This window comes from Pseudomonas sp. C9 (assembly GCF_002000165.1).
In the GTDB taxonomy this organism is placed as follows: Bacteria; Pseudomonadota; Gammaproteobacteria; order Pseudomonadales; family Pseudomonadaceae; genus Aquipseudomonas.
Genome location: NZ_MPAK01000001.1, coordinates 4,928,181 through 4,941,998, shown reverse-complemented (window position 1 = coordinate 4,941,998; position 13,818 = coordinate 4,928,181). Strand labels below are relative to the sequence as shown.

At 58.7% G+C, this 13,818-nt stretch carries 11 protein-coding genes; 3 read left to right on the top strand and 8 right to left on the bottom strand.

The window, feature by feature from the left end:
* Positions 1 to 32: 32 nt before the first annotated feature.
* Both BMS17_RS23110 and BMS17_RS23105 read right to left on the bottom strand, forming a co-directional pair.
* Positions 33 to 1,205 (bottom strand): efflux RND transporter periplasmic adaptor subunit, encoded by a 1,173-nt coding sequence (locus BMS17_RS23110; RefSeq protein WP_046032502.1) that lies wholly within the window; start codon positions 1,203 to 1,205, stop codon positions 33 to 35.
* A 49-nt stretch (positions 1,206 to 1,254) separates the two neighbouring features.
* Positions 1,255 to 2,535 carry a TolC family protein gene (locus tag BMS17_RS23105; RefSeq protein WP_046032503.1) on the bottom strand — a complete coding sequence of 427 codons (1,281 nt, stop codon included), beginning with the start codon at positions 2,533 to 2,535 and terminating at the stop codon, positions 1,255 to 1,257.
* Positions 2,536 to 3,016: 481 nt separating this feature from the next.
* Here BMS17_RS23105 and BMS17_RS23100 point away from each other — a divergent pair, with 481 nt between their 5' ends.
* Together BMS17_RS23100 and BMS17_RS23095 are read left to right on the top strand one after the other, a co-directional pair.
* Positions 3,017 to 3,691 carry a heavy metal response regulator transcription factor gene (locus tag BMS17_RS23100; RefSeq protein WP_046032504.1) on the top strand — a complete coding sequence of 225 codons (675 nt, stop codon included), beginning with the start codon at positions 3,017 to 3,019 and terminating at the stop codon, positions 3,689 to 3,691.
* Entirely contained in the window at positions 3,688 to 5,097 is a 1,410-nt protein-coding gene (locus tag BMS17_RS23095; protein ID WP_077431868.1) for a heavy metal sensor histidine kinase, read from the top strand. Before BMS17_RS23100 ends, BMS17_RS23095 begins: the two co-directional genes overlap by 4 nt.
* Before the next feature lie 192 nt (positions 5,098 to 5,289).
* Here BMS17_RS23095 and BMS17_RS23090 read toward each other — a convergent pair whose 3' ends face one another.
* The 6 genes from BMS17_RS23090 to BMS17_RS23065 are packed head-to-tail and all read right to left on the bottom strand — an operon-like array spanning position 5,290 to position 11,226.
* On the bottom strand, positions 5,290 to 7,032 hold the full coding sequence (locus tag BMS17_RS23090; RefSeq protein ID WP_046032506.1) for an ABC transporter substrate-binding protein: 1,743 nt from the start codon (positions 7,030 to 7,032) through the stop codon (positions 5,290 to 5,292).
* 47 nt (positions 7,033 to 7,079) lie between these two features.
* Positions 7,080 to 7,352 carry a DUF2160 domain-containing protein gene (locus tag BMS17_RS23085; RefSeq protein WP_077431867.1) on the bottom strand — a complete coding sequence of 91 codons (273 nt, stop codon included), beginning with the start codon at positions 7,350 to 7,352 and terminating at the stop codon, positions 7,080 to 7,082.
* 10 nt (positions 7,353 to 7,362) lie between these two features.
* Positions 7,363 to 8,163, bottom strand: a complete 801-nt coding sequence (locus tag BMS17_RS23080) for a carbohydrate ABC transporter permease (protein WP_046032508.1) — start codon at positions 8,161 to 8,163, stop codon at positions 7,363 to 7,365.
* Positions 8,164 to 8,171: 8 nt separating this feature from the next.
* Complete coding sequence (locus BMS17_RS23075) at positions 8,172 to 9,038, bottom strand: carbohydrate ABC transporter permease (RefSeq protein WP_046032509.1); 867 nt, start codon at positions 9,036 to 9,038, stop codon at positions 8,172 to 8,174.
* Positions 9,035 to 10,132, bottom strand: a complete 1,098-nt coding sequence (locus BMS17_RS23070; protein WP_046032510.1) for an ABC transporter ATP-binding protein — start codon at positions 10,130 to 10,132, stop codon at positions 9,035 to 9,037. The genes BMS17_RS23075 and BMS17_RS23070 overlap by 4 nt, the downstream gene beginning before the upstream one ends.
* The gene (locus tag BMS17_RS23065; RefSeq protein ID WP_046032511.1) at positions 10,132 to 11,226 is read right to left on the bottom strand and encodes an ABC transporter ATP-binding protein; all 1,095 of its coding nucleotides are present in this window, start codon (positions 11,224 to 11,226) and stop codon (positions 10,132 to 10,134) included. The genes BMS17_RS23070 and BMS17_RS23065 overlap by 1 nt, the downstream gene beginning before the upstream one ends.
* A gap of 463 nt (positions 11,227 to 11,689) precedes the next feature.
* Between BMS17_RS23065 and BMS17_RS23060 the strand changes: the two genes are divergently transcribed.
* Positions 11,690 to 13,540 (top strand): sigma-54-dependent Fis family transcriptional regulator, encoded by a 1,851-nt coding sequence (locus tag BMS17_RS23060; protein WP_077431866.1) that lies wholly within the window; start codon positions 11,690 to 11,692, stop codon positions 13,538 to 13,540.
* The last annotated feature ends 278 nt before the right edge of the window (positions 13,541 to 13,818 follow it).

Sequence of the window (13,818 nt, the reverse complement as noted above, 5' to 3'; positions counted from 1 at the left end):
GGCGGATCGGTGAGCGTCTTTAGTGGGCGTCTTTAGTGGGAGTGCTCAGCCGAGGCTTTGCCCAATTCCGACTTGAGAATGAAGCTGCCGGTGCTGGCGACTTGCATGCCCGACTCCAAGCCCTGAGTGATTTCCACCTGACCCGCCGCGCGACTGCCGAGCTCCACCGGCTGCGCCTTGAAGCCGTCGGCGGTGCGCACGAACACCGTGGGTTTGTCCTCGACCGTCTGGATCGCGGCTTCAGGTACAGCGACCTTGGCTTGCCGGCTGTCGGTAGCGACCAACGCCGTCACAAACAGCCCGGGACGCCACGAACCTTGCGGGTTTTCCAGCGTGACGCGAACCGTTGCGGTGCGCGTCTGTTCACCCAGCAAACTGCCGACGTACGCCACGGTGCCGGCGACTTCGGCCTCCAGCTCCGGGGCGCTGACGGAAACCGGTTTGCCCACCTGCACCTTGTTCAGATCCTTGGGTGAAACGCCGAACGTCACCCACACCCGGGACAGGTCCGAGAGCGTGAACGCGTTGCTGGTTTCGTTGACCACCTCCCCCGGCGTCAGGTGTTTTTCCACCACTACGCCGTCAAAGGGCGCTCGCAATTCATAACGATTACCGCCACTGGCGACAACGCTGCCACTCAGTACGCTGATTTTCTGTCGGGCATTGCTCAGGGCGATTTCGGCCTCTTCCAGCGCCTGCCGCGCCTGGAGGACATCCTGCTCGGGAGAGATTTTGTCCTGCCACAACTGCCGCTCACGCTCATAAGTGGTACGCGCCAGTGTCAGGCGTCGTTGCGCCGCAGCCTGTTCACTGCGTTGATCGGAGATTTGCTGACTGGCGATCACCGCCAGCAACTGACCCTTTTTCACAGACTGCCCCAGGTTGACCTGCACCGACTCGACCACCCCCGGCACCCGAGGCACCAAATGCGCCGTGCGGTCTTCATCGAAACGCACCTCACCGGGGAACGGTAAGCCGAGGCTGATGGTCTGCGTGCGGGCTTCGGCCAATTGAATGCCCGCCGCCGCAATCTGTTCAGCATTGAGGCTCAGGTGCCCTTCTTCTGGTTCACCTTCGGCATGATCGGCATGCTCCAACGCTTCATCGGCGTGGGCGTCAATGGGCGAATTGCCCACCCACGACGAGCCAATACCAATGCCCAGGGCCAACGTCGCTACAGCGACAACGATCAATTTTTTATCCATGGAAACTCCTCTGCGCCAGGCCATCGCGCAGTTATCTAAAAGGTGAAATTCAAGGGCTGACGGTGAGCGCGCCGAGATCGCCAAAAATGCGTTCAATGCGCACCCGCGCGTCCGTCGCTTCGGCAACGGCCTGGATGTATTGGGTGCGGGCGCTAATCAGGGTGCGCTGCGCGTCGAGCACGTCGAGGAAGCCGAACTTGCCCATTTCGAAACCGCGCGTGGCGCTGTCGACGGCACTCTGCGCGGCGGGCAGGATGGTTTGGTTGAACGCTTTGACTTCGCCGTTGGCGGTCTGCCATTGCGCAAGCGTGGTCTGGATTTGCGTGCGCAACCGCAGCTCAGTGGCATTGCGCAAATCCCGCGCCTGATCGGTGCGCCGCGCCGCCGCCAACACGTTGCCCTGATTGCGGTTGAACAGAGGAATCGGCATCGATAGCCCGACGACATTCACTCGCTCGCGCTCCAGCTCGCTGTACTGGCTGCCGACACTCACCGTCAGATCGGGAATCCGCTGCGTCTTCTCCAGTGCCAATGAGGCTTCACGCTGGTCGATCTGCAATTTGGCCAGACGCAATTCGGCGGTTTCATTCAGCCGCTCGAGCAATTGGGTCGGCGGTGGTACGACGGGCATGCCTTGAGCGGCTGTTTGCACACTGACCAACGTCGGCAATGGTGCGCCCATGACCTGTGCCAATTGCTGATAGGCATTGGCCTGATCACGCTCGGCCCGGCTCAGCTCCAGTCGCACTTCGGACAATTGCACGTGCGCCCGGGTGCCTTCGACCGGCGATGATTTGCCCGCCTGAATGCGACCCTGCGCCACCCGCAAACCCTGCTCGGCCAGTTCCAGCGACTGGCGGGACAGTTGCACTTGCTGCTGCGCGATCTGCGCACTGGAAAACGCTTGGATCACGTCCGCTCGCAATGCATTTCGCTTGCTCTCCAGATCAATCCCGGCGGCGTCTTGCGCACGACTGGCCACATCGATCCGCGCGCCGCGCTTGCCGCCCAGTTCAATCGGCTGGCTGAGCATCACCGTGGTGGTTCGCGACTCACGCCGCGTGTCTTCGGCCTCCCACGACACTTCAGGGTTGGGGATCAAACCGGCCTGCTGTCGATCCCCTTCGGCAATGCCGATCTCCCACTGGGCGGCCGCCAACTCGGGATTGCCGGCGAACGCGGTTTTCAGGGCCTCATCGAGGGTTAATGTCGTGCCGGACGAGACAGCCGCCAGACACGGGCCGGCCAGCAACAAAAAGCAGGTGGTCGCCGCCACGCGTGCTGTTTTTTTCAGGCGTGATCGCGCCGTCAGTTCTTTAAACCCGGGCAATTGAATACTTCCTTCTTTAAATCAAGAATCTTCGATGCCGCCACGGTAGGGTTTAGAGCTTATCGACAAGGTGACTGAAACATTACAAATCCGTTATTCACACCCCTGGCAAGTTGTTTTGCTCTAACATGCAAAGAACAAACACCGACATAGCAATACATAGAAACAAATACCCTGTCGTTATCCGCCGAACAATACTTGCCCGAATTCAGTTCTCATGCAGCGGATGAACTTTAAGCCGCAACCACTGCGACAAGGCGACGCAGAGCCCCAATTTCAAGGCTAAAACCCAAGGCTTTCGGTTGACCCTGTAGCTACTACAGCCTTTACCTTGTACGCCTTCAAACGGAGAAGCCGCCGAAGCAAAACAGCAATCCACATCTTTAACCGTTATCAAAGCCTGTCCGGAACCACCTATAAAAAAAACAACTTTCCCGGCCACCTTAATCAAACATTCATTCAATGAAAGTGGTGACTGATCATGCGAATCCTTGTCGTCGAGGACGAGCTTAAAACTGCCGAGTACTTACATCAGGGGTTGACGGAAAGTGGGTATATCGTTGACCTCGCGGCAACGGGCGCCGATGGACTGCATCTGGCCCAACAACAGGTTTATGACCTGGTGATACTGGACGTTAACTTGCCCGAACTGGACGGCTGGGGGGTTCTTGAACAACTGCGGCGTACTCGCGCAACCCGGGTGATGATGCTCACCGCGCGGGGTCGACTGGCCGACAAGATTCGCGGTCTGGATCTGGGTGCCGACGATTATCTGGTCAAACCGTTCGAGTTCCCCGAGTTGCTGGCACGGGTGCGCAGCCTGATGCGCCGTAGCGAGAACATCCCGGTGCCGCAGGTGCTGAAAGTCGCCGATCTGGAACTCGATCCGGGGCGCCACCGCGCCTTTCGCGCCGATCAGCGCATCGACCTGACCACCAAGGAGTTCGCCCTGCTGCATCTGCTGATGCGCCAGTCCGGTGAGGTGCTCACCCGCACCCAGATCATTTCGCTGGTGTGGGACATGAATTTCGACTGCGACACCAACGTGGTCGAAGTCTCGATCCGGCGATTGCGGGCGAAAATAGATGACCCGTTCGACAGCAAGTTGATTCATACCCTGCGCGGTGTCGGCTATGTGCTGGAGGCGCGGGAATGAAGCCGGCAAGCCTGTCGCTACGCCTCGCTCTGACGGTCAGCACGCTCGGGGCGGTACTGGTGGTGTTCCTGGCGATCCTGGCATATGTCGCCCTCACCCACGAACTGAACACGTTAGCCAGGGACAGTCTGGATAAGAAAATGCGGCAGGTTGAACACAGTCTGGTGCTGTACGCCGATACCGGCGATATCAACTCGAAGCCGCATATCTTGCTCGATCAAGTCATGGGACATGACAACCTCACGCTGAGCATTTACGAGCGCAGTAATCTGCGCTCCCCACTGTTGAAGTCTGGCACCGGCATGGCCGATCCGCGCCTTGAGCTGAAGGCCGTGCGGGCGGCCACCGATCAGCTGTCTTACTCCACCAGCACCGATGCACAGGGGGCGAAATTCCTCACGGCCTCCAAAATGATCCGCCTGAAGGACGGCACCCGTGTCCCGGTATTGTTGTCGATGGACAATGCTCACGATCAGGCGTTGCTCAGCGCTTATCTGCGCTCGACGCTGATCGCTTTGCCGTTGCTGCTGATGTTCATCGGTCTCAGTGCCTGGGTGGCGGTGCAGCGAGGTCTGGCGCCGATGCGCGAGTTTCGCAAAGTGGCGGCGATGGTTTCGACACAGGACCTCGACCATCGACTCTCGGTGGTGAACATGCCACAGGAACTCAGTGAACTGGCACACGGCATCAATTTCATGCTGCACCGCCTCGACAACGGCGTGCAGCAGTTGTCGCAGTTCTCCGATGATCTGGCTCATGAATTGCGCACGCCGATCAACAACCTGATGGGCAAGGCACAGGTGACGCTGTCTCGGGAGCGCACGACGCTGGAGTACAAAAACGTTCTGGTGTCGTGCACCGAAGAGCTGGAGCGCGTCGCACGGATTGTTTCCGACATGCTGTTTCTGGCGCAGGCCAATCATCCGTCGGCGCTCGCACCGTTCGAGTCGATTGCACTGGAAGATGAAGCGTGGAAAGTCGCCGAGTTGTTTTCCCTGTCGGCGCAGGACAAGCAGATCAAATTGAACGTAAGCGGCAGTGCCCAGGTGATGGGCGATCGATTGATGATTCAACGGGCGATCTCGAACCTGCTGTCCAATGCCCTGCGCCACTGCCCCGCCGGGAAAACGGTTTCGTTGCTGATTGAACAAGACACGACACAGGCTTCGCTGCTGGTCAGCAACCCCGGCACCGGAATCGACGCGCAGCATCTGCCGCATCTGTTTGACCGTTTCTACCGGGTCGACAGCAGCCGTTCGCGTTCACAGGGCAGCACCGGACTGGGGCTGGCCATTGTGCGGTCGATCATGAGCCTGCATCAGGGGGTGGCACAGGTGAAGAGCTTGCCCGGGGGAATGACGGTGTTTCAGCTGGGGTTTCCTGCGGTTAAGGGTGTAGCTCTCTGAGGTATCAGACTTGAGATTTTCGCTGCCCGAACCACCGCATTCGCGGGCAAGCCCGCTCCCACAGTGATCACCGTCGTCCGTGGAATGTGTGAACACCACTGAAACCTGTGGGAGCGGGCTTGCCCGCGAAGACGGTGGAACAGACCCAAACAAAAACGGCACCTTTCGGTGCCGTTTGCATTTCACAACAGCTTACTTACGCGCATCCGCCCACGATTTCAGCAGTTCGTTGTAGCTCACGGTCTCCCCTTTCGGCTTCTCGTTCGCCAGTTTCGGTTTCGGTGCGCCCGGTTGGTCGAACCAGTACTGTGCATCGCGCTCCGGGTTCATTTTCGGTGCGCAGGTGAGCTGCGCCTTGGAACGTTCCAGACGGGTCATGATGGCGTCCTGATCCTTGGCCAGGCCATCCAGGGCTTCTTGCGGGGTTTTGTCGCCACTGGCGGCTTCGGCGATGTGGCTCCACCACAGTTGCGCCAGGCGCGGATAGTCCGGCACGTTGGTCCCGGTCGGGGTCCATTGCACACGGGCCGGGCTGCGGTAGAACTCGACCAGACCACCGAGTTTCGGTGCCAGGTCGGTCATCGCTTGCGAGTTGATGTCCGATTCGCGGATCGGCGTCAGGCCAACGATGGTTTTCTTCAGCGACACGGTTTTCGACGTCACGAACTGCGCATAGAGCCAGGCAGCAAGTTTCTGTTTCTCAGGCGTGGACTTCATGAATGTCCACGAGCCCACGTCCTGATAACCCAGTTTCATGCCCTCTTCCCAGTACGGACCGCGCGGCGACGGCGCCATGCGCCATTTCGGCGTGCCATCGGCGTTCACCACTGGCAGGCCTGGCTTGGTCATGTCGGCGGTAAAGGCGGTGTACCAGAAGATCTGCTGGGCGATGTTGCCTTGGGATGGGACCGGGCCGGATTCGGAGAAGGTCATCCCGGCGGCTTCCGGTGGCGCGTACTTTTTCAGCCAGTCCACGTACTTGGTGGTGGCGAACACCGCTGCCGGACCGTTTGTGTCGCCACCACGCGTCACGCTGGAACCCACCGGATGGCAATCCTCGACACGAATGCCCCACTCGTCCACCGGCAAACCGTTGGGCAGGCCCTTGTCGCCGCCACCGGCCATGGAGAACCAGGCGTCGGTGAAACGCCAGCCCAGGGACGGGTCTTTCTTGCCGTAGTCCATGTGCCCGTAGACGCGCTTGCCGTCGATTTCCTTGACGTCTTCGCTGAAGAATTTGGCGATGTCTTCATAAGCCGACCAGTTCACCGGTACGCCCAACTCGTAGCCGTATTTCTCCTTGAACTTGGCTTTCAGCTCCGGCCGCTCGAACCAGTCGGCGCGGAACCAATAGAGGTTGGCGAACTGCTGGTCGGGCAGTTGGTAGAGCTTGCCGTCCGGGGCCGTGGTGAAAGACGTGCCAATGAAGTCCTTGAGGTCCAGCGTCGGCGACGTGAAGTTCTTGCCTTCGTTAGCCATCAGGTCGGTGATCGCTTCAGTCTTGCCGTAGCGAAAATGCGTACCGATCAGGTCAGAGTCGTTGACCCAGCCGTCATAAATGCTCTTGTCCGACTGCATCACTGTCTGCAGCTTCTCCACCACGTCGCCTTCTTGCAGCAAGTCGTGGGTGACCTTGATCCCGGTGATCTCGGTGAAGGCCTTGGCCAGTACCTTGGACTCGTATTCGTGAGTGGTCAGGGTTTCCGAGACGACCTTGATGTCCATCCCGCGAAACGGCTCGGCGGCCTTGATGAACCACTTCAACTCCGCGAGTTGCTGATCGGCCGTCAGGGTGGACGGTTTGAACTCGTCGCCAATCCATTTCTTAGCAGCGTCTTCATAGGCGTCGGCCCAGGCCGAAGCGCTCAACCCACTGAGTGCCAGCATGGCTGCCAATGAAATGCTATGTCGCAGCTTATTGTTTTTGTCGAACATAGAGACCTCCTGTTTGATTTTCGGAGCAACATTGCCGAGCGATTCGACTAGCCCCAACGCATCACAGCCAACAGCCACACCAGGGACAACGCGGACGCTACCCAGATGCTCCAGTCGGTCGCGCCAATTACCAGCAAATGCAGGTAGGCGCTGCCGAGAAGACCGATAAACAGCCGATCGCCACGGGTGGTGGCAATCGGCAAGAAACCTCGTTTGAGAATGCTCGGCGAGCGCAACTCCCAGGTCGTCATCCCCACCAGGATCAGGGCAATGACACAGAAGAACGCCGCCGTGGGACCGGTCCAACTCATCCATTCCATCATCAGCTCCTCATACCCGACCCAGGGCAAAGCCCTTGGCCACGTGGTTGCGAACAAACCAGATCACCAGCATGCCCGGCAGAATGGTCAACACCCCCGCCGCTGCCAGCACGCCCCAATCGATGCCGGATGCCGAGACCGTGCGGGTCATCACCGCGGCAATCGGCTTGGCGTTGACCGACGTCAGCGTGCGCGCCAAGAGCAGTTCAACCCAGGAAAACATGAAGCAGAAAAACGCCGTGACACCGATGCCGGAACCGATCAGCGGGATGAAAATCTTGACGAAGAACTTGGGAAAACTGTAGCCATCGATGTAGGCGGTTTCGTCGATTTCCTTGGGAACGCCGGACATGAAGCCTTCAAGAATCCACACCGCCAGCGGTACGTTAAACAGGCAGTGAGCCAGTGCCACGGCGATGTGGGTGTCGAACAACCCGATCGAGGAATACAGCTGGAAGAACGGCAACAGGAATACGGCCGGTGGCGCCATGCGGTTGGTCAGCAGCCAAAAGAACAGGTGCTTGTCGCCCAGGAAACGGTAGCGTGAAAACGCATACGCCGCCGGCAACGCCACGCTCAGGGAGATCACCGTGTTCAGGCTCACGTAATACAGCGAGTTGAGGTAACCGGTGTACCAGGCCGGATCGGTGAAGATCACCTTGTAGTTGTGGAAAGTGAAATCCTGGGGAAACAGCGTCAGGCCACCGAGGATTTCGGTGTTGCTCTTGAAGGACATGTTCAGCAGCCAGTAGATCGGCACCAGCAGGAACAGGATGTAGATCAGCAACGGGATGAGCTTTCTTTTACTCATGGCGGGCCTCAGCGGTTGGCGTCAGAGTGAGTCATGGCGGTGTAGAACAGCCAGGACACCAACAGGATGATCAGGAAGTACACCAGCGAGAATGCCGCTGCCGGCCCCAGGTCGAATTGCCCAATCGCCATCTGGGTCAGCGTCTGACTCAAGAACGTCGTCGCATTCCCCGGGCCGCCACCGGTCAACACAAACGGCTCGGTGTAGATCATGAAACTGTCCATGAACCGCAGCATCACCGCGATCAACAGCACGCTTTTGAGCTTGGGTAACTGGATGTGGCGGAACACCGCCCAGGCGGACGCTCGGTCAATCCGCGCGGCCTGGTAATACACGTCCGGAATCGCCCGTAACCCGGAGAAACACAACAGCGCCACGAGCGACGTCCAGTGCCAGACGTCCATCACCAGCACCGTGACCCAGGCGTCCATGGTGTTCGCCGCATAGTTGTAGCTGATGCCCATGGCATTGAGGCTCGACCCAAGCAGGCCGATATCGGCTCGACCGAAAATCTGCCAGATCGTGCCGACTACGTTCCACGGAATCAGCAACGGAATGGCCAGGACGATCAGCACCAGCGACGACCAGCGTCCCTTGGTGGGCATGGTCAGTGCGATGGCGATGCCCAGCGGAATTTCGATCAGCAATACGCAGGCGGAGTAGATGAACTGGCGCAGCAGCGAGTCATGCAGGCGCGGATCGAGCAGCACTTGTTTGTACCAGTCGGCGCCGACGAAGTAGCGGCTGGACTGGTCGAAAATGTCCTGCACCGAATAGTTGACCACCGTCATCATCGGGACCACCGCACTGAAGGCCACCAGCAGGAACACCGGCAACACCAGCCACCAGGCCTTGTTGTTTTGCACCTTGTTCATGGCTGTGTCTCCAGCAAGTATTCATCGGCATACACCATCAACCACTGCGCCGGAAAACTGATGTACGCCGTGCCTTCCGGCACCGGCTTGTCTTCGGCCAGGCGCACTTTCAATGGGGCGCCGTCGAGGTTCAGGGTCAGGATCTTGTAGGTGCCAAGGTCTTCGATGTGTACGACTTGAGCCCTCATCGCGTCATCAAAGGGCTCTTCCCACACATGCACAAACTCCGGACGGATACCGACTTTCAAGGTTTTCCACTCGGATTCGGCGATGCGTTTTTGCTGCGCCTCGGACAGCGGCAGATGCGTCGAAGCGAACCCCACGCCCCCGGCCTGCGGCGTGACCTCAATCAGGTTCATCCCCGGGCTGCCGATGAAATAGCCGACAAAGGTGTGGCTTGGGCGTTCGAACAATTCTCGCGGCGTACCGAACTGCACGATCTGCCCGCCGTACATCACCGCAATTTTGTCGGCGAAGGTCGAGGCCTCCAGTTGATCGTGGGTCACGTAGACCATCGTGATGTTGAACTGCTCGTGAATCTGCTTGAGCTTGCGCCGCAGCTTCCACTTCAAGTGCGGATCGATCACCGTCAGTGGTTCATCGAACAGGATGGCCGAGACGTCGTCGCGTACCAGCCCACGGCCCATGGAGACTTTCTGTTTCTCGTCGGCGGTGAGGTTGCTGGCCTTCTTGCTCAGCAGCGCCTGAAGGTCCAGCACCTCGGCAATTTCCTGCACCTTGCTGTGAATTCTTGCCTCGGCCATGCCTTGGTTGCGCAGCGGAAATGCCAGGTTATCGAACACCGTCATGGTGTCGTAGACCACCGGAAACTGGAAAACCTGGGCGATGTTGCGCTTCTCGGGGGTCAGGTCGTTGACCGCTTTGCCGTCGAACAACACATGCCCCTGAGACGGGCTGAGCAATCCGGAAATGATGTTGAGCAAGGTGGATTTGCCGCAACCCGAAGGCCCGAGCAACGCGTAGGCACCACCCTGCTCCCAAATGTGGTCCATCTCGCGGATGGCGTAATCCTCAGGGCCGGTTGGCGTGCGGGTGTAGCTGTGGGCGAGGTTTTGCAAACGAATTTCGGCCATCAGGCAACCCTCGCGATACGGCGACCGGGCGCCTGGACCAAACGCCCCTGCGCATCGAACACAAACAGTTTGTGGGTGGGGATATAGATGCGAATCGGCGCATCGACGTCGTATTCGTGAACACCGGGCAGGTGCAGCACCAGCAGGAAATGCTCATTGCGCACGTGGAGGAAGGTTTCCGAACCGCTGATCTCGGCGACCTCGACGGTCACGGCCAGCTCCAGGTCATCGTCGTTGCTCGGCACCAACGAGATGTGGCTGGGCCGCACGCCAAAGCGGAACTCGCCCTCGCCCACTGGCCGCAAATCCACGTTCAACGGGAAGTGCACGAAGTTGGCAAAGCTCACTTCGTTGCCGGCAATCCGGCCGGGCATCAGGTTGATCGGCGGCTCGGAGAACAGCTCGGCCGCCAGCACCGTTTGCGGCTGGTGATAGACCTCGGAAGACTTGCCACTCTGGATCACCCGGCCTTCGTGAAGAATGGTCGTGGTGCCGCCCAGCGCCAGGGCTTCGTTGGGTTCGGTGGTGGCGTAAATGGCGATGGTGTGCCGCGCCTTGAACAGCTCGCGCATTTCCTGGCGCAGCTCTTCGCGCAGCTTGTAATCAAGGTTGACCAGCGGTTCGTCGAACAGAATCAGTTCGGCATCCTTGACCAGCGCCCGTGCCATGGCCGTGCGCTGTTGCTGGCCGCCGGACAGTTCGAGAGGATGGCGCTGGAGGAACTTCTCGATGCGCAGCATCTTCGCGGTTTCCAGCACTTTGCTCTGGATCAGTTCGTTGGAAACACCGCCCTGGCGCAACGGCGAAGCAATGTTCTCGAACACCGTCATGGTCGGATAGTTGATGAATTGCTGATAGACCATCGACACATTGCGCAAGCGCACCGGGCGCTGGGTGACGTCGACGCCGTTCATCAGGATGCGGCCGCTGTCGGGCTTGTCCAGCCCTGCCATCAAGCGCATCAGGCTGGTTTTGCCGGACAGTGTTCGCCCAAGCAAAACGTTGAAGGAACCGGGTTCAAAACTAAGGCACGCATCATCGATCCAGGTCTGGCCCTCGACGGTGCGGCTGACGTGCTCCAGGGTTAATGACATGGCTCGGCCTTTTTTATTATTTGGAGTCAAGCGACCGGAGCTACAGAGCGACTTTCGTGCCAAAAATCACAAGCCATTGATCTGGCTTGAAAATCCTCGAATGGACGGCGTCATCGCTTTCGTTGCTGAACACAAATGAACAACCTGGACTGAACAACTGAACAATCCGTCGGTTGACAATGAACAATAGTGAACAACACTCTACAAACAGTTTTACTGCGAAAATTTCCGAATTACGCACAACCTTGTAGCAGCTGCCGAAGGCTGTGTCCGGCGACGCAGTCGTCGTTAGACCAGGTGTCGCGGTGTATAAGAAAGACCGCGAATACAGGTTTTACGACGACTGCGTCGCCGGACGCAGCCTTCGCCAGCTGCTACAAAATCGCGTTCGGCGGTATGTCGAGATGCGTGCAGATTGCGTTTACCCAAAACAAAAACAATAAATGCTTAGAGATCGACTGCCATGGCCGCACCCGCCACGCCGCTCTCCCACGACGCCATCATTCAGGACTCCTGGTCCCGTTGCCGCGCGTTCGGCCTCAATCACCAAAGCGCTCCGGCGTTTGATCAACTGCCGGCCGAAGGCATTGCGCAGTTGCTGGAGAGCCAGCATTCATTGGTGCAAACCACGCATCAGGAAGTGCTGCCGTATTACGAAAACATCCTGAGCAATTCCAACTGCCTGATCATGCTTGCCGATAATCAGGGCCAGGTGCTGACGTCGTGGGGCACTCAGCGCTTTATCGAGCCGACCCTGGCCCGTGGTTTCAGCGCCGGCGCCAGCTGGATGGAGCGTTGCAGCGGCACTAACGCCATCGGCACCGCCCTGGCCTGTGAGCAGGCGGTGCACATTGAACACGATGAACACTTTTTGAAAGCCAACCGCTTCATGACCGGTTCCGCCGCACCGATTTTCGATGCCGAGCGCAAAGTGATCGCGGTACTGGATGTGTCCAGCGACAGCTACCTGCCGCCATCGCACACCCTGGGCATGGTCAAGATGATGAGCCAGACCGTGGAAAACCGGCTGATCCTCAACCTGTTCCATGGCCAGCATTTTCAACTGACCTTCAACACCGGGCTAAACAACCTCGACAGCCAATGGGCCGGTTTGCTGATTTTTGATGAGAGCGGCCAGGTGCTGTCGGCGAACCGCCGGGCCGACAATCTGTTAGGCATCAGCCTGTCGCGGGTCAGCATCGAAAGCCTGTTCAAGGTCTCGTTGCTGGAACTGCTGAACCAACCCGACGGCCTGCCGTTTGCCCTGCAAGCCTCCGGCCGCAACCGCTTTCAGTGCCTGTTGAAGCGGCCGAAACAAGTGCCCATACAACCTCGACTGTTTTCTGAACCCAAGAGCGCCGAGCCGGTGGTGGCGGCGCCCGAAGCCATCAGCCTCAACACCCTGCATTTTGGTGACAGCCGCGTGGAAAAGGCTGTGCGTCAGGCGGAACGCCTGCTGGAGAAAGACATTCCGCTGTTGATCCACGGCGAAACCGGGGTCGGCAAGGAAGTTTTCGTCAAAGCCCTGCACCAGGCCAGTTCGCGGAGCAAACAACCGTTCATTGCCGTCAATTGTGCGGCGATCCCCGCCGAACTGGTGGAATCAGAGCTCTTTGGCTACGAGAAAGGTGCATTCACCGGTGCCAATCAGAAAGGCAGCATCGGACTTATTCGCAAGGCCGACAAAGGCACCCTCTTCCTCGATGAAATCGGCGATATGCCGTTGCCGACTCAAGCCCGGTTGTTGAGGGTTTTGCAGGAGCGCTGCGTGCAACCAGTGGGCAGCAGCGAACTGTTCCCGGTCGATATCCGGATTATTTCGGCCACCAACCGTGCGTTGCGTGAACAGGTGCAGCTCGGCCGCTTTCGTGAAGACCTGTATTACCGCATTGGCGGCCTGACCCTGGAGCTGCCGCCGCTAAGGGAACGCAGTGACAAGGAAGCACTGTTCAAGCGGCTGTGGGAGCAACATCGCGAACCGACGCAATGGGCCGGGTTGAGCCGGGAAGTTTTGGAGTTGTTCGGCCGCCACCCGTGGCCGGGGAATTTGCGTCAGGTCAGCAGCGTGATGCAGGTGGCGCTGGCCATGGCGGAGGAACAACCGGTGCGACTGGAACATTTGCCGGATGATTTTTTTGTCGATCTGGAGATGGAGCCGGTGGATTCGCCGCAGGCGTTGGAGGTGGATCTCAATGATGTCGAAGACTTGAATCGACAGCTGCAGGCGGCCGGGGGGAACATTTCGTATCTGGCGCGGCGGCTTGGGGTTAGTCGTAATACGCTTTACAAGCGGTTGCGTCAGTCAGAAAGCTGACTGCTGCGCAGTCAATCGCGGGCAGGCTCGCTCCCACATTTGATCTTCTGCACGACACAAATCCCCTGTGGGAGCCTGCTCGCGATGGCGTCAGCCCTGTCAACGCAAACCTAAAGCCCTGCACATAAACAAAACCCACATAAAGTGCCTATAGCGGCGACTGCTGTTGAATGCCCAGTTACACAGACTTGCTCTCTCACCCACAAGCATTCAACGTGACCTAACATCGCATCGGAGCTGACCACTACTAATCAGCGACCATTACGGCAGCAAACACC